Origin of the sequence: Mesorhizobium sp. M0106, assembly GCF_040322715.1 — a bacterium.
In the GTDB taxonomy this organism is placed as follows: domain Bacteria; phylum Pseudomonadota; class Alphaproteobacteria; order Rhizobiales; family Rhizobiaceae; genus Mesorhizobium.
The window spans coordinates 28,086-48,271 of the sequence record NZ_JAMYUA010000018.1; the positions used below are offsets into that span (position 1 = coordinate 28,086).

The 20,186-nt window shown below is 61.9% G+C and carries 23 protein-coding genes; 14 read left to right on the forward strand and 9 right to left on the reverse strand.

Annotation, left to right across the window (positions count from 1 at the left end; translation table 11 throughout):
* Positions 1 to 3 precede the first annotated feature (3 nt).
* The 4 genes from pstA to phoB are packed head-to-tail and all read left to right on the forward strand — an operon-like array spanning position 4 to position 3,101.
* Complete coding sequence (pstA, locus tag NKJ55_RS18670; RefSeq protein WP_352451143.1) at positions 4 to 855, forward strand: phosphate ABC transporter permease PstA; 852 nt, start codon at positions 4 to 6, stop codon at positions 853 to 855.
* Positions 852 to 1,655 (forward strand): phosphate ABC transporter ATP-binding protein PstB, encoded by an 804-nt coding sequence (gene pstB / locus NKJ55_RS18675; protein ID WP_352451144.1) that lies wholly within the window; start codon positions 852 to 854, stop codon positions 1,653 to 1,655. The genes pstA and pstB overlap by 4 nt, the downstream gene beginning before the upstream one ends.
* A gap of 32 nt (positions 1,656 to 1,687) precedes the next feature.
* Complete coding sequence (gene phoU, locus NKJ55_RS18680) at positions 1,688 to 2,395, forward strand: phosphate signaling complex protein PhoU (RefSeq protein ID WP_352451145.1); 708 nt, start codon at positions 1,688 to 1,690, stop codon at positions 2,393 to 2,395.
* A 16-nt stretch (positions 2,396 to 2,411) separates the two neighbouring features.
* Positions 2,412 to 3,101 (forward strand): phosphate regulon transcriptional regulator PhoB, encoded by a 690-nt coding sequence (phoB, locus tag NKJ55_RS18685; protein ID WP_031212149.1) that lies wholly within the window; start codon positions 2,412 to 2,414, stop codon positions 3,099 to 3,101.
* A gap of 9 nt (positions 3,102 to 3,110) precedes the next feature.
* Here phoB and NKJ55_RS18690 read toward each other — a convergent pair whose 3' ends face one another.
* On the reverse strand, positions 3,111 to 4,355 hold the full coding sequence (locus NKJ55_RS18690) for an ROK family protein (protein ID WP_352451146.1): 1,245 nt from the start codon (positions 4,353 to 4,355) through the stop codon (positions 3,111 to 3,113).
* Between the two features lie 286 nt (positions 4,356 to 4,641).
* Here NKJ55_RS18690 and xylF point away from each other — a divergent pair, with 286 nt between their 5' ends.
* The 4 genes from xylF to NKJ55_RS18710 all read left to right on the forward strand — a co-directional run bounded on the left by xylF (position 4,642) and on the right by NKJ55_RS18710 (position 9,813).
* Positions 4,642 to 5,682: a D-xylose ABC transporter substrate-binding protein gene (xylF, locus tag NKJ55_RS18695; protein WP_352451147.1), complete on the forward strand. Its 1,041-nt coding sequence runs from the start codon at positions 4,642 to 4,644 to the stop codon at positions 5,680 to 5,682.
* Positions 5,683 to 5,824: 142 nt separating this feature from the next.
* A complete protein-coding gene (locus NKJ55_RS18700) occupies positions 5,825 to 7,189 on the forward strand; it encodes a sugar ABC transporter permease (RefSeq protein WP_352451148.1) in 1,365 nt (454 codons plus the stop codon).
* A gap of 77 nt (positions 7,190 to 7,266) precedes the next feature.
* A complete protein-coding gene (locus tag NKJ55_RS18705; RefSeq protein ID WP_292655543.1) occupies positions 7,267 to 8,061 on the forward strand; it encodes an ATP-binding cassette domain-containing protein in 795 nt (264 codons plus the stop codon).
* Positions 8,062 to 8,190: 129 nt separating this feature from the next.
* On the forward strand, positions 8,191 to 9,813 hold the full coding sequence (locus tag NKJ55_RS18710; protein ID WP_352451149.1) for a CHASE domain-containing protein: 1,623 nt from the start codon (positions 8,191 to 8,193) through the stop codon (positions 9,811 to 9,813).
* A 98-nt stretch (positions 9,814 to 9,911) separates the two neighbouring features.
* On the opposite strand, the gene NKJ55_RS18715 is transcribed toward NKJ55_RS18710, so the two are convergent.
* From NKJ55_RS18715 to NKJ55_RS18735, 5 genes are all read right to left on the reverse strand, one after another.
* Positions 9,912 to 10,157, reverse strand: coding sequence for a YMGG-like glycine zipper-containing protein (locus NKJ55_RS18715; protein WP_006328050.1), 246 nt, complete (start codon positions 10,155 to 10,157; stop codon positions 9,912 to 9,914).
* A gap of 345 nt (positions 10,158 to 10,502) precedes the next feature.
* Complete coding sequence (locus NKJ55_RS18720; protein ID WP_023678539.1) at positions 10,503 to 10,673, reverse strand: hypothetical protein; 171 nt, start codon at positions 10,671 to 10,673, stop codon at positions 10,503 to 10,505.
* 139 nt (positions 10,674 to 10,812) lie between these two features.
* Positions 10,813 to 11,847 (reverse strand): sensor histidine kinase, encoded by a 1,035-nt coding sequence (locus tag NKJ55_RS18725; RefSeq protein WP_352451150.1) that lies wholly within the window; start codon positions 11,845 to 11,847, stop codon positions 10,813 to 10,815.
* A 191-nt stretch (positions 11,848 to 12,038) separates the two neighbouring features.
* Positions 12,039 to 12,203 (reverse strand): DUF1328 domain-containing protein, encoded by a 165-nt coding sequence (locus NKJ55_RS18730; protein ID WP_023678541.1) that lies wholly within the window; start codon positions 12,201 to 12,203, stop codon positions 12,039 to 12,041.
* A 226-nt stretch (positions 12,204 to 12,429) separates the two neighbouring features.
* On the reverse strand, positions 12,430 to 13,224 hold the full coding sequence (locus NKJ55_RS18735; protein WP_352451151.1) for a response regulator: 795 nt from the start codon (positions 13,222 to 13,224) through the stop codon (positions 12,430 to 12,432).
* A 216-nt stretch (positions 13,225 to 13,440) separates the two neighbouring features.
* Between NKJ55_RS18735 and NKJ55_RS18740 the strand changes: the two genes are divergently transcribed.
* Positions 13,441 to 13,644: a NepR family anti-sigma factor gene (locus NKJ55_RS18740; protein ID WP_023720919.1), complete on the forward strand. Its 204-nt coding sequence runs from the start codon at positions 13,441 to 13,443 to the stop codon at positions 13,642 to 13,644.
* A gap of 3 nt (positions 13,645 to 13,647) precedes the next feature.
* Complete coding sequence (locus tag NKJ55_RS18745; RefSeq protein WP_023678544.1) at positions 13,648 to 14,199, forward strand: sigma-70 family RNA polymerase sigma factor; 552 nt, start codon at positions 13,648 to 13,650, stop codon at positions 14,197 to 14,199.
* A 30-nt stretch (positions 14,200 to 14,229) separates the two neighbouring features.
* Here NKJ55_RS18745 and NKJ55_RS18750 read toward each other — a convergent pair whose 3' ends face one another.
* Positions 14,230 to 14,610 (reverse strand): response regulator, encoded by a 381-nt coding sequence (locus NKJ55_RS18750; protein ID WP_352451152.1) that lies wholly within the window; start codon positions 14,608 to 14,610, stop codon positions 14,230 to 14,232.
* 227 nt (positions 14,611 to 14,837) lie between these two features.
* Between NKJ55_RS18750 and NKJ55_RS18755 the strand changes: the two genes are divergently transcribed.
* Together NKJ55_RS18755 and NKJ55_RS18760 are read left to right on the forward strand one after the other, a co-directional pair.
* Positions 14,838 to 15,164: an ElaB/YgaM/YqjD family protein gene (locus tag NKJ55_RS18755; protein ID WP_023678546.1), complete on the forward strand. Its 327-nt coding sequence runs from the start codon at positions 14,838 to 14,840 to the stop codon at positions 15,162 to 15,164.
* A gap of 10 nt (positions 15,165 to 15,174) precedes the next feature.
* A complete protein-coding gene (locus tag NKJ55_RS18760) occupies positions 15,175 to 15,654 on the forward strand; it encodes a hypothetical protein (protein ID WP_352451153.1) in 480 nt (159 codons plus the stop codon).
* A 55-nt stretch (positions 15,655 to 15,709) separates the two neighbouring features.
* On the opposite strand, the gene NKJ55_RS18765 is transcribed toward NKJ55_RS18760, so the two are convergent.
* On the reverse strand, positions 15,710 to 17,236 hold the full coding sequence (locus NKJ55_RS18765) for a sensor histidine kinase (RefSeq protein WP_352451154.1): 1,527 nt from the start codon (positions 17,234 to 17,236) through the stop codon (positions 15,710 to 15,712).
* A gap of 146 nt (positions 17,237 to 17,382) precedes the next feature.
* On the opposite strand from NKJ55_RS18765, the gene NKJ55_RS18770 reads away from it, so the two are divergent.
* On the forward strand, positions 17,383 to 17,556 hold the full coding sequence (locus NKJ55_RS18770) for a hypothetical protein (RefSeq protein ID WP_292659198.1): 174 nt from the start codon (positions 17,383 to 17,385) through the stop codon (positions 17,554 to 17,556).
* A 58-nt stretch (positions 17,557 to 17,614) separates the two neighbouring features.
* Here the strand turns inward: NKJ55_RS18770 and NKJ55_RS18775 are convergent, their stop codons facing one another.
* Entirely contained in the window at positions 17,615 to 18,535 is a 921-nt protein-coding gene (locus tag NKJ55_RS18775; RefSeq protein ID WP_352451155.1) for a diacylglycerol/lipid kinase family protein, read from the reverse strand.
* Positions 18,536 to 18,787: 252 nt separating this feature from the next.
* Between NKJ55_RS18775 and NKJ55_RS18780 the strand changes: the two genes are divergently transcribed.
* Complete coding sequence (locus tag NKJ55_RS18780) at positions 18,788 to 20,164, forward strand: PRC-barrel domain-containing protein (RefSeq protein WP_352451156.1); 1,377 nt, start codon at positions 18,788 to 18,790, stop codon at positions 20,162 to 20,164.
* The last annotated feature ends 22 nt before the right edge of the window (positions 20,165 to 20,186 follow it).

Consider the following 20,186-nt stretch of genomic DNA (forward strand, 5'->3'; position numbering starts at 1 on the left):
CCGATGTCGCCATCCTCATCGCTCCACAGCCGCCGCAAAGCCAGGAATTCGGTGATGATGGCGCTTTGCGTCGTCGCCGCCGGCATCGGGCTTGCCTGGCTGGCGCTCATCCTCGGCGCACTGGTCTATAAGGGCACAGCCGGGCTTTCGTTCGCGGTCTTCACCGAGATGACGCCACCACCGGGCGAGGCCGGCGGCCTGCTCAATGCCATCGCGGGCAGCCTGCTGATGACGATCATCGCCGTTGTCGTCGGCACGCCGATCGGCGTGCTGGCGGGGACCTACATGGCCGAGTATGGACGCTTTTCGCGCATCACCACCGTCGTCCGCTTCATCAACGACATCCTGTTGTCGGCGCCGTCGATCATCATCGGCTTGTTTGTCTATGAGCTGATGGTGCGGCCAATGGGACATTTCTCGGCCATTGCCGGCGCCGTTGCGCTTGCCATCCTGGTCATTCCGGTGGTCGTGCGCACCACTGAAGACATGCTCAACCTGGTGCCGAACGCGTTGCGTGAAGCCGGTGCCGCGATCGGCGCGCCACGCTGGGTGGTGATCCGTTCGGTCGCCTACCGCGCCGCATTGTCCGGCATCGTCACCGGCATATTGCTGGCGATAGCACGCATTTCCGGCGAGACGGCGCCGCTGCTCTTCACCGCGCTCAACAACCAGTTCTGGAGCAGCAATATCAACGCGCCGATGGCCAGCCTGCCGGTGACCATCTTCCAGTTCGCTCTCAGCCCTTACGAGGAATGGCAGCAACTGGCGTGGACCGGCGCACTCATAATCACCCTGACGGTTCTGGGCTTGAGCATCCTCGCCCGCAGCCTTACCGGACGCAGAGAGGACAGATGACACAGATGTTGTCCCCAGACATGACGATGGCCGAAACGGTCGCCGAGAAGACGAAGATCGAGGTCAAGAATCTCAACTTCTACTACGGCCAGAGCAAGGCGCTGAAGGACATCAGCCTGTCGCTGCCTGAGCGCAGTGTCACGGCCTTCATCGGCCCTTCCGGCTGCGGGAAATCGACGCTGCTGCGTGTGTTCAACCGCATCTATGAGCTCTACCCAAAACAGACGGCCGAGGGCCAGGTGCTGCTCGACGGCAAGAACATTCTCGACCGGTCGCAGGATCTCAACCTCCTCAGGACCAAGATCGGCATGGTGTTCCAGAAGCCGACGCCGTTCCCGATGTCGATCTACGAGAACATCGCCTTCGGCGTCAGGCTCTACGAGAACCTCGGCAAGTCCGAGATGGACGGCCGCGTCGAACAGGCGTTGAAGCGCGCCGCGCTGTGGAGCGAGGTCAAGGACAAGCTCAACGCCAGCGGCTTGAGCCTGTCCGGCGGCCAGCAGCAGCGGCTCTGTATCGCCCGCACGGTGGCCGTGAAGCCGGAAGTCATTCTGCTCGACGAACCGGCTTCGGCCCTCGACCCGTTGTCGACCGCCAAGATCGAGGAACTGATCGACGAGTTGCAAGCCGACTACACGATCGTCATCGTAACCCACAACATGCAGCAAGCGGCGCGCGTGTCGCGCCAGACCGCCTTCATGTATCTGGGTGAGCTGGTCGAGTTCGACCGGACCGAGAAGATCTTCACGTCACCCCGCGAGAAGCGCACGCAGGACTACATCACTGGCCGCTTCGGCTGAGCCGTTCCGATCATGCATATGAGGACAGGACCATGGGCGAACACACAGTCGCTTCTTTCGACGAGGATCTCGAGCAGATCAGCAAGCTGATCCGCGACATGGCCGACCTCGCCGGTTCGATGGTCGGCGGGGCGACCAAGGCCCTGTTGAATTCCGACAACGTGCTGGCGCAACGCGTCGTTTCCGACGACGCCATCATGGATGCGCGTCAACGCGAACTGGACGACCGCGCCATCACCCTGATCGCCAAACGCCAGCCGATGGCCCACGATCTTCGCCATGTGGTCGGAGCGATCCGCATGGCGGGCGACCTCGAACGCATCGGCGACCTTGCCAAGAATATCGCCAAGCGCGTGAGTGCGGTCAGCCTCAGCGCCACGCCGCGGGACCTGTCGCATTCCATCGACGCGATGGCGCAGCTGGTTCTCATCCAGGTGCAGGGTGTCATCGAGGAATATGCTGCAGGCGATGCGGCCGCGTTGGCCAAGCTGCGTGCCGCCGACGAGCGCATCGACGTCAAATACACGTCCGTGTTCCGCGAGCTGTTGACCTACATGATGGAAGATCCGCGCAACATCACCGCTTGCACGCACCTGCTGTTCTGCGCCAAGAATCTGGAGCGGATCGGCGACCATGTCACCAACATCGCCGAAAATGCGTATTATGTGCTGACCGGCGAGCAATTGCCGGTCAATCGTCCGAAGCAGGACGAAACGACAATGTCCGCACCGGTGACATGATGGGGGTGCCCAGCCGATGATCGCACCACGCATAATGGTGGTGGAGGACGAGGAGCCGTTGGGTGTGCTGCTCCGCTACAATCTCGAATCCGAAGGCTACCAGGTCGAGGTGGTGACACGCGGGGACGAAGCCGAGATCCGTTTGCAGGAGAATGTGCCCGACCTTTTGGTGCTCGACTGGATGATACCAGCGGTTTCCGGCATCGAGCTCTGTCGTCGGTTGCGGGTGCGCCCCGAAACCGAGCGGCTGCCGATCATCATGCTGACCGCGCGCGGCGAGGAGAGCGACCGGGTGCGCGGTCTTTCGACCGGCGCCGACGACTATCTGGTCAAACCGTTTTCGACACCGGAATTCATGGCCAGGGTCAAGGCGCTGCTGCGGCGCGCCAAGCCGGAAGTGCTGTCCAGCGTGCTGAAGGTCGGCGACATCGTGCTCGATCGCGAATCGCACAGGGTCTATCGCAAGAAGAGCGAAATCAGGCTCGGGCCGACCGAATTCCGGCTGCTCGAGTTCATGATGCGGCATCCGGGCCGTGTCTTCTCGCGCAGCCAGTTACTCGATAATGTCTGGGGCGAGACAATCTACATCGACGAACGCACCGTCGACGTGCATGTCGGGCGGCTGCGCAAAGCCGTCAACAACGGCCGGATGCCGGATGTCATCCGCACCATCCGCGGTGCCGGCTATGCGATCAGGGAAGATTGACCCGCCTGGTCATGCTACGTTCTTTCTGACGCTGGGCCTCATTTGCGCGCCCGGCGCGAAAATCTCCTGGTCGACGAAGCTTAACGCCCGCATCGCGCAGCCTTCGCGGATCAGCGGCAATTCGTTCGGCTCTGTATCGAAGGAGATCGAGCCTGAATGCTGGCCGCCGGCGGTCTGGGCGATTGCCTTCCGCAAGGCCGGCTCGATCAGATCGAAGGCGGCGGCACTGGCGCCGACCATCGCGACCGGTGCCGGATCGATCAGCGCGAACAGCGAGCCGAGACCGAAACCCAGCGCTTCGCCGGCCTTGCGGTAGGCCTCGCGTTCCGGCCCATCTTTCTCGCGCGCCCGGGCCGCCAGTGCTCGCATGTCGGCGTCGCTGACGTCGGCGACCGGTTCGCTGTCTTCGCTCATCTGCCTGGCGTTGCGCCAGATGGCGTAGTTGCCGGCATACGCCTCGATGCAGCCGCGCCGCCCGCAACGGCAGAGCGCGCCGCCCGGACGATGGATCATGTGGCCAAATTCGCCGCCCGAGGAATGCGTCCCGGTGAACAGTTCGCCCTTCAGCACCAGCCCCATGCCGATGCCATGCGAAAGCAGGATGGCGATGAAGTCGTCGCGATAGCGATCCGGATTGCGCCAGCGCAAAGCCACCGCCATCATGTTGCAGTCGTTCTCCACCGTTGCCGGGATGCCGAATTCGCCCTCCAGCATGTCGGCAAAGGCGATGTCGGTCTGCGGCGTGATCGGCGACCACAGCATGGCGCGTGCAGGGGAGTCGGTAATGCCCTGAATCGCCAGGGCGATGCGGGCGACACTGCGGACGTCAAGGTCTGGATCCTGCAGCCGGCGCCGGACGATGGCCATGCATTCACGGATCAGCTCGTCGCGCGGCATGGTCAGCGTGTCCAGCCGGCGCTGTTCCTCGGCGACCACCTGTCCCGTATAGTCGATAATGGCGGCCGACAGGAAATTCAGCGACAACACCACGGTCAGCACCGCCGCCGCTTCCGGATTGAGGGCGAGGCCGACCTGCGGACGACCGCGTTTCAACGAAACGGGCTCACTTGCCTTGCTCTCGGCGAGGATGCCTTCCCGTATCAGGTCGGAAGAGATCGCCGATATGGTCGAATGACTGAGGCCGGTGGTAGCTGCGATCTCAGTACGCGATGGCTGGCCGGCCCGGCGCACCGCCGAGATCACCATCGCCCGGTTGCGCCGGCGCAAATCGTCATGGCGGATTCCGACCGACATTGTTTTGCTTTCCTCCCGGTTGCCGCGGCCGCTCATGAACCGGAAGCCGTCGGTAATGTCCGACAAATAGTGTCGGATGCAGGCAAATAGTGTCAGATGCAGGTGGCGCTGTCATCGTTTATTCCGACGCTCGAAAAAACTCGCAGAGTCATCAAAATCCATCAGAATCGATGTTGACAGCAGCCGGAGATCGGGCCAGTATTTTTTCGAGGCTCGAAAAAATTAGAGCTTCTAAGCTGGTCTTTGAGCCAATTGGTCACGCCGTACGCGGCGCAGGGAGGATATGATGAAGAAATTCACGACCGCCATTCTGGCGGGTGTCGCCATGACGCTGGCGCTGGCGTCGGTGGCGCAGGCTAAAGACAAGGTCATCGGCGTTTCCTGGTCGAACTTCCAGGAAGAGCGCTGGAAGACCGACGAGGCCGCAATGAAGGCGGCCATCGAGGCCGCAGGCGACAAGTATATTTCCGCCGACGCACAGTCCAACCCCGGCAAGCAGCTCACCGACGTCGAGAGCCTGATCTCGCAGGGCGCCAACGCACTGATCATCCTAGCGCAGGACGCCTCGGCCATCGGGCCGGCCGTGCAGAAGGCACTGGACGAAGGCATCCCGGTCGTCGGCTATGACCGGCTGATCGAGAACAAGGACGTGTTCTATCTGACCTTCGACAACAAGGAAGTCGGCCGCATGCAGGCCCGCGAAGTCTTCAAGGTGAAGCCGGAAGGCAACTACGTCTTCATCAAGGGTTCGGGTTCCGATCCGAATGCCGATTTCCTGTTTGCCGGTTCGATGGAGGTGCTGAAGGAGGCCATCGACGGCGGCAAGATCAAGAATGTCGGCGAGGCCTATACGGACGGCTGGCTGCCGGCCAACGCTCAGAAGAACATGGAACAGTTCCTGACCGCCAACGACAACAAGGTCGATGCCGTGGTCGCCGCTAATGACGGCACTGCCGGCGGCGTCGTCGCCGCGCTGACGGCGCAAGGGCTGGCCGGATCGGTTCCGGTTTCGGGCCAGGACGGCGACCACGCCGCGCTGAACCGCATCGCGCTCGGCACACAGACCGTGTCGGTGTGGAAGGATGCGCGCGAGCTCGGCAAGAATGCCGCCGAGATCGCCTCGCAACTGGCCGACGGCAAGCAGATGACCGACATTGCCGGCGTGAAGGATTTCACCACGCCCGGCGGCAATACCGTCAAGTCGCTGTTCCTGACCCCGGTCGCCATCACCAAGGACAACCTCAACGTCGTCATCGACGCCGGCTGGATCAAGAAAGAAGAGGTCTGCGCCGGCGTGACGGCTGGCACTGTTCCAGTCTGCAACTGAGCCGACGATTCCGAGAAGTCCGAACGCCGCGGCCGCTCGCCGCGGCGTTTTTTCAACAAGAGTTGTTTTTCCGCTTCCGGCGGATAACTTCTAGGCTGCTTCCGGCATCCGCGGCAGACGGCAACCCGGCGGGAGAAACATCATGACCGACACGACGTCCAACACGCCGGTCGACAACACGGCAGACCGGGCACGGGAATCCGAGCTCGGCATCGTTGCCCGATTTCTCAAGGCAACCGAACTCGACACGCGCATGCTCGGCATGGTCGGCGCGCTGCTGGTCATCTGGGTCGGCCTGCATGTCATTTCTAGCGTACGGCTCGGCGTCAATCCGTTCGACTTCGACAGCCGGACCTTCCTGACGCCACGCAATCTCTGGAACCTGTCGGTGCAGACTTCGGCCGTGGCCATAATGGCCGCCGGAATGGTGCTGGTTATCGTCATGCGCAATATCGACCTGTCGGTCGGCTCCGCCGAAGGCCTGATCGGCGTGGTCATGGGTTTTGCGCAGGTGCATTTCCTGGTGCGAATGGTCGGTCTGCAATTAGGCAACCCCTGGATCTGGATCCTGGCACTGGCCATCGGCCTGGCGCTTGGCCTTCTGATCGGAGCGTTCCAGGGATACATCATCGCTTATCTCGAGGTGCCGGCCTTCATCGTGACGCTGGGCGGCCTTCTGGTCTGGCGGGGTGCCGCATGGTGGGTCGTCAGTGGGCAGACGATTGCGCCGCTGGATGCCACTTTCCAGCTGATGGGCGGCGGACCGACGGGTTCGATCGGCGCGCGATGGAGCTGGATCGTCGGAATTGTCGCGTGCCTGGCGGTTGTGTTCATGCTGCTCAACGGGCGGGTGCAGCGCAAGCGGTTCCGCTTCCCGTTACGCCCGATCTGGGCCGAGACGTTCCTCGGGGCCGTCACTTGCCTTGTCATCATGGGCGCCATATGGCTTGCCAATTCCTATCCTTGGCCGGTCGGCATCGTGAACAGATATGCGGCGGCCAACGATATAACCGTTCCCGAAGGCGGGCTGTTCATCGCCCATGGCATCGCCATACCCGTGCTGATGGCTGTAGCCGTAGGGCTGATCATGACCTTCATCGCCAAGCGTACCCGTTTCGGCCGCTATGTCTTCGCCATCGGCGGCAATCCGGAAGCAGCCAACCTTGCCGGTATCAACACGCGCTGGGTGACCATGAAGGTGTTCATGATCATGGGCGTGCTGGCGACGATCGCCGCAGCGATCTCGTCAGCCAGGCAGAACTCGTCGACCAATGCGCTGGGCACGCTGGACGAGCTCCTGGTCATCGCGGCGGCGGTGATCGGCGGCACGTCGCTCGCCGGCGGCTCCGGCACAGTGCTCGGCGCCATGCTCGGCGCGCTTTTGATGCAGTCGCTGCAGTCCGGCATGGTGCTGCTCGGCATCGATTCGCCGCTGCAGAGCATCGTTGTCGGAGCCGTGCTGGTGGTCGCGGTGTGGCTCGATACCGTCTATCGCAAACGGGTCTGAGCATGATCCCGCAAGGTGGAAACCGGTTTTCGTACAACTTGGTGCTCAAGCAGGACCTCTAGGGAGGAAGGACGAGCATGGCAGACAAAACCGCTCCCACGCCGCTGATCGACATGCGCAACATCTCCATCGCTTTCGGCGGCATTCGCGCCGTCGACGATGCCTCTGTCGACCTTTTCCCGGGCGAGGTGATGGCTTTGCTCGGTCACAACGGTGCCGGCAAATCGACGTTGATAAAAATCCTGTCCGGCGCCTACAAGCGCGATGCGGGCCAGATTTTCGTCAACGGCGAGGAGGCTTCGATCTCCAATCCCCGCGACGCCAAGAAGTACGGCATCGAGACGATCTACCAGACGCTGGCGCTGGCCGACAATGTCGATGCGGCCGCCAACCTGTTTCTCGGCCGCGAGCTGATGACCGGCTGGGGTACGCTCGACGACGTCGCCATGGAGGCCGAGGCGCGCAAGGTGATGGGCAGGCTCAATCCGCGTTTCCAACGCTTCAAGGAGCCGGTGGTAAAGCTTTCGGGCGGCCAGCGGCAGTCGGTGGCGATCGCCCGCGCCATCCTGTTCAATGCTCGCATCCTGATCATGGACGAGCCGACGGCGGCACTCGGGCCGCAAGAGACGGCGCAGGTCGGCGAACTGGTCAGGCAGCTCAAGGCCGACGGCATCGGCATCTTCCTGATCAGCCATGATATTCACGACGTGTTCGAGCTTGCCGACCGTGTCTGCGTCATGAAGAACGGTCGGGTTGTCGGAACGGCGCGCACAACCGACGTCACCCAGGACGAGGTGCTCGGCATGATCATCCTCGGCAAGTGTCCACCCGGCGCCATTCCGGGGCCGGGCGCGCTGAAGATCGCCGCATGAACGAGAATTAGCCGGCTAATCACAAGCCGCCAAAATGTGCCAGCCGTCACCATGCTTTGGCCTCGCCATTGTGTTGGCGTCGGGACTTGCCCATAAAGATGCCGAACCGTCCACGGGACGTATCAGCAATTGAAGAAGCTTTTTCCGACCGTCGCTTTTATCGCCGTCGCGCTGATCAGCCTGACGATGGCGGGTTTTGCCTATTTTGCCACCCAGGAGGCGGCCCGCATTAAATTCGAGGCGACGGCAGACGACGCGCTTAACCGGATCGAAAGCCGCATCGACCTGGACCTGTCGCTGTTGCGTTCGACCCGGGCGCTGTTCGACGCACGCAATGGCGGTATCTCGCAGGGCGAGTTCAAGGCTTTCTTCAACGCGATCGACATCGACAATAATTTCGCCGGCCTGCGCGGCATCGGTTTCCTCCGCCTGGCGAAAACTGGCAACGAGGCGGCGGTCGAGCGCGACATCCTGCACGATCACGGCGCAAGCCATCCGATCTATCCCGACACGAACTTACCGTGGCGTACGCCCATCGTGCTGTTCGAACCACTGGATCCGTCCAACAAATCCAGCATCGGCTACGACATGTTCACCGGGCCGGCGCGGCGCGAGGCGATCGAAAAGGCGATGGCCGACGACCAGCAGCACGCCAGCGGGCTCGTGCAGTTCGGCAAGGATACGGGTGCCGCGCAGACCTTTACCGGGTTCCTCGTCTTCGTCCGGCTCAATGTCGAAACCGCGCCGGACGCCGTGAACGCGACGAGATCCTCGACTGCCGGCTTCCTTTATGCGGCCTTCCGCGCCCGTGATCTGTTCCAGGCTGCGCTCAGCCGGGCACCATTGCTGCCGGTCAACACCGAGATCTATGACGGCACGGTGGACAGCGACAACCTGCTGTTCCAATCGGAAACGCCGCCTGTTTCGAGCCTCGGCGACAGGCTGCTGGTCACCCGCAAGATCACCGTCGCCGGCCGGCCGTGGGTCGTCCTGTTCAGGCCGACAAGTGCTTTCTCGCAACCTTCCTCGCGCGCCATCCCGGTGATGCTCGGATTGTTCGGACTGCTGCTTGCGGGCGCCATCGCGCTGGTGGCCCGCTATCAGGAGCGGGCCTATGAGGCGGTCTCGCTGCTTCACGAAACGACCGAAAAGAGCCTGCTGGAAAAAGACCTGATGCTGCAGGAGATGAAGCATCGCATCAAGAACTCGATCACGCGGGTGCTGGCAATCGCGCGCCAGACAGCATCGCACACCACCGACGTCCAGGAATTCTCGGCTTCTTTCTCGGCCCGGCTGCAGGCGATGGCGGCTTCCCAGGACATGCTGACGCGCTCACGCTGGCAGAAAGCCGATCTCGGCGACCTGCTGCGCATCGAGCTAGGCCAGGTGTTCGGCAGCGAGCTTCCTGAAGGGCTACTGTCGGGACCGCAGGTCCTTCTCGATGAAAAGACGACGCAGGCACTCGGCCTCGTCTTTCACGAACTGGCGACGAATGCGCTGAAGCATGGCGAAGCCGGCAATTCAGTCGGTGCGCTGAAGGTCGACTGGTCGCTCGAAGCCCGTAGCGGCACCCGGACATTGGCTCTCAACTGGCGCGAGGCCGGTCAGAAGAAGCTCGAGACACCGGCAAAGAGCGGTTTTGGCACCAGATTGATCGATCTCAACGTCACGCGCGAATTGCGTGGCACAATCAGGCGCGATTTTCGCGAAGATGGCTTGAACGTGGAAATCAGGGTTCCGCTGCCGGCCTGAAACGCCGTCTCGTGGGCCGCATCGCAACAGCGCTTTAAAGAGCAAACGCGGAGACAGGTGGCCTGCCTCCGCGTTTGCTGTTCGCCTGGAGCTCGAAACTAGTTGCAGCGAGCTGTGTAAATCCGGCCGTGACGATCTCTGTATTGGCAGTAGCCATTTTGCAGACGGCGAACGAGCAGACCGCCAATCGCACCGGCGCCGGCGCCGATCAAAGCGCCCTTGCCGCCGCCGACAGCGCCACCAATGAGCGCGCCGCCCACAGTGCCGATACCCACGTTCTCTTCCGTGGTGGTGCAGCCGCTGACCGCAACCACGGCAACCATGGCAATAATCATCTTCCGCATGGAGTCATCCTCACTTTTGTCCTCACTTTAATAAGCTCCAGCCGCCATTTAGCATGAAAGTGCGGCCTTTGCCCGCACGATTTCATTGTTGATTAAGATAGTCTTTTTCGGGGCGTGCGCCGTTCGATGCTACCACGAACCCGGAAATCTCCAAGGACGCATCGAGCGTGCCGCTGGGACGCACTTCCAGACGATCCCGTCATGGTCGTCCTCGAGCGCCGGATCGACGGCAAGGCATCTGGCGACGACATGTTGGGCCTGGCCTTGCAGGTCGGTGACCGCGAACGGGCACGGCCGAGCACTCGGGCAGTGGTTTCAAAGCGATCAAGCAGAGGCGAGTTCGATTCAGATCAGTTGGGACGCGGCGGTCAGGACGATCGCGGCCATAAGCGCGACGGCGGCGAAGCGGAGGGGCGAAGCACGAGGCGCGGGCGCTGCGGACGCGTCGGGATCCTGAAAACCGCCCATCGAGACGCGAGCGGCCTGTTCCAGTCTGTTCAAGTCGGCAGCCGTCAAGGCCCATTCCTTTCATTTTGTGCCAAACTCAATCGATGTCCGGTGGATCGGCACGTTCGCACAGGATCGGACTTTATGGTGAACAGTCGGTTAAAGTCGGCGGTGCGCTACAAGCCTTCTCGCGCCGACCGCCGTTCGTTCAATCGGTCTCGAAATTGCCGTGAGGAACGACAAGGCGGTATTCGAGGCGGTTCCCGGTGATTTCGAGTGTCGCCGTTCCATTCAATGAAGTGGGCACGACGCGTTCAAGCGCGACGCTGCCAAAACGTTTCTCGCTGCGCTGATTGTCGTTGGCTCCGATCACTTCGGCCCATGTCAGCGACAGCGCAGGCTCGCCAGCCGAAGCTGCCGTCAGATCGGCCGTCACCTCGACGAAACCGTCGCTGCGCGACAGTGCGCCATAGCTGACCGAATTGACGGCAAGCTCATGCATGGCCAAGCCGATGTGCAAGGCGGCATTGGGGTTGAGATATGGATTTGCGCCGCGGAAACGCAGGCTGTGCAAGGGATCCGCGCCGTACCTGCCGACCTGACCGGAAACCAGCTCGCGCAGCGCCGCTCCCCGCCAGTTGGATGATGTAACCAGGTCCTGCGAGGAGGCCAGCGACTGCAATCGGCCCCGGAAGCGCGTCAGGAAATCGTCAATGCTGCCGGAATAACGGCCCGTCTGGGTGGCGATGCTCTGGATAATGGCCAAAAGGTTCTTGGAGCGATGACTGACTTCGCGCAGCAGCGCCTTCAACGTCTGCTCCCGGCGTTTCTGCTCGGTTGTTTCGACCATGGTGGTCACGACGCCCTGCACCGCGCCGGTCTCGCTGCGGTCGGCGTCTATCCACACTTGAAACCAGCGGGCGCCGTCATCGGCCGGCACGCTGAGTTCAAGATGTTGAGGATTGCCGGAGACGATGACGTCGTGCTTGGCGGCGCCGATACGCTCCGCCTGCGCCGGCGGCAAGATGCCGTTGTTGTCGGAGGCATCGGAAGTCCAGGGGGCGCGCATGTTGCGCGCCCACACCGTCTTCATCTCGCGATCCTGGTACAGGACGGAAATCCCGGCATTGTGCAGTGCATGGAGAAGGGCCCGGCCAAGCTGCATCCCGCTTTCGGCGGGATGCAAAGCGATGATCTCATCACTCTGGCCGCGGTCTTTCATTTTTCCGACTCTGGAACGCATCGGTCAATTTGCTCAACCCATGTCGGGCTGAACGGTTCGCGGAAAAATGGGTTCCAAAAGGAGGAGGTTCGTATCAAGCCTTAAAAAGCGGTCCGCCGAGCGGCATCCCGTTGGAGGACACTGCCCGGCGGTGGCTGGAAACCGTTTGAGGGGTGCGGCTTCCAGTGTTCGCTTGAATGGCCGCTTGGCATTCACGCTCGTCTGATCAGGCCGGCAATAAGCGATATGATCAGGAAGGCGAGAAAGATGAAGAACAATATCTGCGCTATGCCGGCCGAGGTGCCAGCGATGCCGCCGAAACCAAGCGCACCGGCGATTATCGCCACGACAAGAAATACGAGCGCCCAGTAAAGCATGATCGATCTCCTTCCAATGCTGCGGTGAAAACGTGATTCGCCTCCGTTTGTTCCACCATTTTCCGAAAAAGACGATGCTGAAAATCTTCAGGGCCCGAATTGCCGCGGTGTGTGGAAAGGTCCAGTTGGTTGCCCCAGTTGGTTGCCAGTGAATTGAGCCGGCGTCACGCCCATCTGATCCGAGGGAGCGGCTGTCTCGGCGGACGCAGTTCGGCCGCCCGCTGTTTCATGCCGCGGCTTTCGCGTGCCGGTCAAAGAACAGGGCCTGGCTGATAAGAGCCTTGACCATGTCCGGATTGAACGGCTTGGTAACCAGGAAAGCTGGTTCCGGCCGCTCGCCGGTGAGCAGGCGCTCGGGAAAGGCGGTGATGAAGATCACCGGCACCGAGGTGGACGACAGGATCTCATTGACGGCCGCAATGCCCGAACTGCCGTCGGCAAGCTGGATATCGGCAAGCACCATCTTTGGCCGCGCCTTGCCGAACATCGCCACCGCCTCGGCGTGGGTGCGCGCCGTTCCGACGACGCGGTGGCCGAGGCTTTCGACCATTTCCTCGATGTCCATGGCGATCAGCGGCTCATCCTCGATGATCAGCACGTCGGTTGCCACCTGACGGGAGATCTCGTTGCTCGCCTGCGCGAGAAGCTCGGAGAATTGCTGTTCGTCGACGTCGAGAATCTCCGCCGCCTCGTCTTCGCTGAAGCCTTCGACCGCAACCAGCAGAAAGGCTTGGCGGGGACGAGGCGCAATTGCATTCAGATTGGCCGCGGCGCGCTGTTCCCATGCCGACTGGGCATGCTCCTGCGGAACGCGAATGGCCACCGAGGTGAAGAGCTTGGCAAAGACCTTGTAGAGCGCGATGCGGTCGTTCGATGCGTCCGGAAAGATGTCGACATCGGCAATGATGGCCTCGAGCATTGCGGCGACCAGCGCGTCGCCGCTCTCTTGCGATCCGGATACGGCGCGCGAGAAGCGGCGCAGGAACGGCAGGTGCGGAGCGATGGTTGCTGATAGGCTCATAGTGGACGTCTCCCTCATATGACGTGATTGCATGTTACAGCTAAAAACGGTTTGCAAGCCCAGCAATTGAAACGCTGGCTCCTTGAAAAAGGTTCCAATCGTGCGGAACTAATATGTGAGGCTGGCGTTTAAAGGCGGGTTGGGCAACCAGACGAGGCTGCCGCTTGCCTTGCGTTATGTGTTGAAGGGCGGCTTAAGGCTGGGACGAAGGGCGAAATGAAGAACATGACGAAAGCTACCACGGCTGGCGTTGGCAACGGGCGCCGGGCCGCTTCCCGCGACCCGCTTGGGCCGAACTCGGAAATCGGCCGCAAACTCAAACAATACTATGACGAGCTGGTCTCCGACAATGTGCCGGATCGCTTCGCCCAACTGCTCAGCCAGTTGGAAAAGGCCGAACCTGTACAAAAGAAGGACTGAAGCATGGCGGCCGTCTCTCAGGGCTTCAAGACCGACTTGCTCGGCTCGATCCCGAGCCTGCGGGCTTTTGCCGTGTCGCTGACGCAAAACGCCGACAAGGCCGACGACCTGGTGCAGGAAACATTGGTCAAGGCCTGGGACAAGCATGAAAGCTTCCAGCCCGGCACCAATCTGAAGGCGTGGCTGTTCACGATCTTGCGCAACGAATTCTATTCGCAGATGCGCAAGCGCGGCCGCGAGGTGCAGGACAGCGATGGCGTCATGACGGCCAGGCTTGCCGTTCACCCGGCCCAGCACGGCCAGCTTGACCTCGAAGACTTTCGCGGCGCGCTCGAATTGCTGCCAGAAGACCAGCGCGAAGCCATTATCCTCATCGGCGCGTCGGGCTTCTCCTACGAGGAAGCGGCCGAGATCTGCGGCTGCGCCGTCGGAACGATCAAGAGCCGCGTCAGCCGCGCCCGCACACGGCTGCAGGAAATCCTGAAGATCTCCGGTGAAGACGAGTATGGCCCGGACGCAATTTCGGCTCAGGTAACCGGGTCGACGGCTGCGTGAAGCGCCGGCGTGTTCGAACCGCTCCGCGCCTCAGCGAAGAGGCGTGCGCCTGCAGGCCGTTACCACTGCCTCGACGAGATCGTCTCCCGAATAGGGCTTGGTGACCAGCCTGACGCCGGGAAAGGATTTCTTGATCTCGTCGGTATCCGAATAGCCCGAGGCGAAGACGAACGGGATGTCCGCTTCACGCAGCCGCGAAGCAAATTGGAGCGTCGAAACGCCGCTCAGCATGAGGTCGACGATGGCCACATCGAATTGCGCGGCAACGTCTTGCTGTTCGATCTCAGTCAGATCACGGGCGATGACCACATCGAGCGCGCCGTAGTCGCGGCAAAGCTGCTCGATATCCATGGCAATCAGGAACTCATCTTCCAGGATAAGAATCCGCAAACCGTCAAGCGATGGGCGCACGCAGCAATATCTCCTTAAATTCGTCTCTATCGTGAAACGGGGGAAGTCATGATCGTTATTTGGCATGCTGTCATTTAAAAAAGACGTGCCGGCGCGGATGCGTCGGCCTCAGCCCATGCAAGGCATTTGCAACGCGCGCTGCCGGAGATAGGGTTAGAAGAGGTTCGTGCCGGAACCTTGGGGTCTGTCGGGCGTTTCGACCGAGCAAAAGCATGGAGAGTGAAGCAATGGCGACTGCCGCAGGAAAGGCCGCGAACGAAGCCCGCACGAATTCCGATATTGAGGCCGACATCGCACAATTGAAGGCCGACATCGACCAACTTACCAAGCTGTTGGCCAAAACTGGCGAACATGGCTACGGGGCAGCACGGCGAGCCGCGGCCGAAAGCGTCGAGCAGTTGCGAACCCAGGGCGAGGCAGCCTTCGACAGCCTGCGCAGCAACGCCAGGGACATCGAGGCGCAGATGATAGCGCATATGCGCGAAAAGCCGGTGACTTCGCTGGCGATCGCCGCAGGCGTCGGATTCCTCTTCGCGCTTCTCGCGCGCCGTTAGTTCTGCACGTATGGGAATGCTTGCATCGCTGATCTCGGGCCTCGCCTCGGGCGAAACCATTGCGGCGGTGCAACGCGCACGCGTCGCTGCGATTGTCTATTCGATCGCAGCGCTCGCGGCGCTGTGCGGCCTCGGCTTCCTCGTCGCGGCGGCCTATATCTGGACGGCGGCCCGCTATGGGCCGATGGCAGCTTCCCTGAGCTTCGGGATCGGCTTTCTGGCAATCGCCGGTCTCATCCTGCTCGTCTACCGGATGTCGGCCGGCTCGCGCGCCAGGCGCCGGGCGAAGCGACGCAACGCCGACATGAAGGCTATCGGCATCACTGCGGTACTCGCCGTGCTGCCGGCGCTGCTCAAGGGCAAAGGTGGCGCGGGGAAGGCCGGACTGGGCGCGATTCTCGGCCCGGCGATAGCACTCGCCGCCTACGCTATCTACCGCGAGAACGTGAAGCGCGGCTCCGATGATCCGGATACCGGCAAACGGGAATAGTTCGGAGGGATAGTTCGGGGCAAACGATTCTGGCGCCGGTCGCAAAATGCTGGCGTCACAAATCTTCGAGCGGAATCGATATTTCGGCGACCACGCCTTCCGGCCGGAATTCATGGGTCACCTCGCTGGAAATGACCTTGGCCAGGCTGCGGCGGATCAGGATCGAGCCGAAGCCATGGCGTTCGGGCGGCGCAACCCGCGGGCCGCCGCTTTCACGCCAGGCCAGCAACAGACGCCGTGCGCCCTTCCTGCCTTGTACCCTCCAATCGAGATCGACCTTTCCGGAGGAAACCGAGAGCGACCCGTATTGCAGTGCGTTGCTTGCCAGTTCATGCAGGATTAGCCCGAGCCCGACTGCCTGGTCGGGTGAGAGCAGGACATCGGCGCCGGAGATCGCCATGCGCGATTGTCCGGCGGCTTGGAACGGCTTTAGCTCGATCTCCACCAGCTCGCGGATGCCGATACCGCGCCACTCGCGGTCCGACAGCAGGCTGTGCGCAACGCCCAGTGCCTGCAGCCTGGCGCTGAAGGCTTCGAGGAATTCGCTTGGCTGGCGGGCATGGCGAACGGTCTGCGTAGCCAGCGCCTGTACGGTTGCCAAAGTGTTCTTGACGCGGTGATTGAGCTCGCGCAGCAACAGTCGTTGACGTTCGTCGCCAAGTTTGCGTTCGGTAATGTCGTAGTTGACGCCGAAGATCAGCGTTGGCTTGCCCTCGCCGTCGCGCTCTATGACGCGGCCGCGCGTTGCGATCCATCGCGGCGGATCGAGGCCTTTGACACGGTATTCGCCAAAATAATCGTCGCTGCCAGTCAGCGCGTCGCGAAAGCGTGTTTCGGTCTGGTGAACGTCGCGCGGGTCGATGGCGGTCAGGATGTCGCGCGCCCTCAGCCTGTTCGACTTCGGCAGGTTGAACAATTCGGGCAGCAGGACATCGCAGTCGATCATATCGCTGCGGATATCCCATGCCCAGCTGGCAAGCGAGGCCGCGTCGAGCGCGATAGCGCGCCGCTTTTCCTCTCGAACCAGTGCTGCCTTGGCAATCGCCGCACTGCGGGTTGCATCCTTCAGCGTGAACAGGCTGGCGGCAAGGCCGGCCAGCGCCGACAGCTGGTCGAGCTGGACAGAGGAGGGACGTGCGTGCGGCTTCCGGTCGAGCACGCACAGCGTGCCGATCAGCGCGCCGTCGATTACGATGGGCACGCCTGCGTAAAAGCGGATATGATGCTCGCCGGTGACCAGCGGATTGGCTTTGAACCGCGGATCCGCCGCCGCGTCGGCCACCACCATCGGCACGTTGCCGGCTGCGATGGTATAGGCGCAGAACGATGTCTCGGTTGCGGTTTCGGTCTCGCCGAGGCCGATACAGGACTTGAACCACTGCCGCTCGGCATCGACCAGCGTGATCAGTGCGACAGGCGTTTGCATCGCCGAAGCGGCAAGACCGCCGATACGATCGAAATCAGGGTCGGCAGCCCCGTCCAGCGTGTCGAGGCCGTGCAGCACGGCAAGACGGTCCGCGGCGCCCACCACACGGCGAATATCGGCCGGCAGGCCCGGCGTGTTCTGGCTATTGTCGTCCACTATGCCCCCGGTGGCCGGCTCCGCTGATTGGTCAGGCCAACCGGCCCGTCTGCCGCCTTGCAGAGCCGGAACTTTCGCGGCGGGGGACCGTTACCAGCCAACGCCCCGCCAGTTACGCCTGCCGGCGCCAAATATGGAGCCAGACAATGCCAAAAACCATTCCTGAAAACAAAGCCCGTCAAGGGCGGCGGGGTCGGCATGTCCTTCGTATCCTGATCGCCGCGCTGTTGCTGGCTTTTATCGCCTGGGGCGTCGCCGAAATCTACGGCTGGATGATCGAGACGCCGAAGACCGAACAGGGCAACACGCCCAGCGGCTAGGTTCTCTCCATCGCTCGCGCCAGTTTGCATCACGCAACCCCACATCACGCATCCCACGTCAGGCAACCTTTGCCTCGGCGGCGCGCGCCGGGACGAGAACATTCAACGCGCGCGGATGGATTTCGACGGTCATCTCGCGATCGAGCTTTACCAGTTCGCCGTCCATGACGGCCTGAACTTTCCTGTTCGTCGAATGGATTTTCAAAACGGCGCGGTTTGCCTGATGGATTTCGACATGCTCGTTGCCGCGCCATTTCCCACGGGCGACGTCAAAGAGGAACCTGATCAATTCGCCGCGCCGCCGCGCCACGGTGACATAGATGCCCAGCACGCCGCCTGCCGGATTATCGGCATAGGGCAGGTGGCCCTCGCCAAACAGATTGTTGGTGATGCCGATACCGGTGATCCGCGTTCTGATCTCGGCCTCGCCGATCGTCAGCGTTACGTTCATCGCCGGTGGATTGTTGATCGTCGCCCAAGCGGCTCGCACCGAGGCGCGCATCTTCCCGAACCGCGAGCCGAATTCCATCTTCTGGCGCAGTTGCACCATCCTGGCGTGCATGCCGATCGAGAATTGATGCACGAAAGGCCGGCCGTTGGCTGTTGCAATGTCAATCGCCATCACCTCGCCGTCGGCAAACGATTTCAGTGCCGCATCGAGGGTCTGCGGAATACCGAGGCCGCGCGCAAAAAGGTTCATTGTGCCAGCCGGCAGAATTGCCAGCGCCTTCTCCCCATTCATCAAACGGGCTGCCGCGGCCGAAATGGTTCCGTCGCCGCCGCCAGCCAGCACGACGTCGATGCCGCGCCTGGAAGCTACGCCGTCCAGCGTGGCAACGATATCCTTGCCGGCGACGATTTCGATATCGATCGAGTGGCCGGCAGCCTCAAGCGTGCTGCGCATCCGACTGGCGAAGGCCTCAAGATCGATGGTGCGCAGGGTGCCCCCGTCCTTGTTCAGCACCGCTGCAAACTGCATGGCCGTTCCATTTTCCAGCACCTATCGGGCCGGGACGGAGCCCCAGCCGGGAGTGGAACGGGGCGGCCGAGAAAATGTTCCTTTCGACCAGCGTGGCGAATCCGAGAACCTTCGACATGGCACCGGGTGCGCCACGGCTTTTTTCGGAACAACAGTGTGGTCACAACGTTGTGAACATGCAGAAGACGCTGCGCCCGCAGCGACGCTATGCGGGCACGGCGTGCACGAAATCCCCGACGAGGAGACACTAAGATGATCCGCACCCTTTTAACCACGACAGCAGTCGCAACATTGATTGCGACGGGTGCATTTGCGCAATCGGCGACGACCCCGGCGCCGGCGCAAGCACCCGCCGTAGAGAATTCCGCTCCAGCCGCTCCGGTGCAACGCGCCGAGGGCAGTCTTGTCACCAATATCATCGGCGAGTCGGTTTATAACGGCACCGGCGACAATGCAGAGAATATCGGCAAGGTCACCGATGTCGTCTTCGACGAACGCGGCCAGGTAAAATCCATCGTCATCGGCGTCGGCGGGTTCCTCGGCATTGGGACCAAGAACGTCGCCTTCGACTTCAGCAAGATGCAATGGGCCGAAAGAAATGGCGATCGCTGGCTGATAGCGCAAACGACGAAGGATGAGCTGACGGCTCATCCGGATTTCGACCGCAAGCCCTATGATCCGGCGCCTGCGGCGACAGACACCACGGCTACGGCTCCTGCCGCTCCGTCGACCTCCACCGATACGGCGCAGAACGCCCCGGCGGCGCCGGCCGGTAACAACCCCGCTCCGGTCGTGAAGCGCGCGGAAGGCAATCTTGCCACCAATATCATCGGCGAGACCGTCTACAACGGTACCGGCGACGACGCCCAGAACATCGGCGACGTAAACGACATCGTCATCAACAAGGAAGCCAAGGCGCAATCGCTGGTCATCGGTGTCGGCGGCTTCCTCGGCATAGGTGAAAAGAACGTCGCCTATGATTTCGACAAGGCGCAGTGGGCCGAGAGGAACGGCGATCGCTGGCTGGTCGCCCAAACCACCAAGGAAGAGCTGACGGCGCAGCCGGATTTCGACCGCAAGCCCTATGATCCGGCCCCGGCGACCACAGCGTCGAACGATGCCGCGGCTAATGCGCCAGCCGTCGTCACGCCTACTGTGACGGCCAGCAACACTGCCACGACCGATAACACTGCGACGACCAACAACACTGACCAGGCCAGTAAGACGGCTCAAAATGCCCCAGCGCCCGCAACGACGGCAGACCAGACCAAGACCGGGTCGATCGACAAGTCGACACTGACTGAAATGCCGATAGGCGAAATCCGGGCCGAGGATCTGGTCGGAACAACCGTCTACGGCGCCAACGATGTCAATGTCGGCGAGATCGGCGATATCGTGCTGGGCGGCGACAAGAAGGTCGACGCAGTCATCATCGACGTCGGCGGCTTCCTTGGCATCGGCGAGAAGGAGGTGGCGGTCGGCATGGACAACCTGAAATTCATGACCGACAAGAACGGCAAGCGCTATCTCTACACGAACTTCACCAAGGAGCAGCTTGAGGCGCAGGCCCCCTATGACAAGGCCAGCTATGCGCAAAATCGCGAGAAACAGCGCATGATCATGCGCTAAGCTGCGCACAGGCCGACAGAGA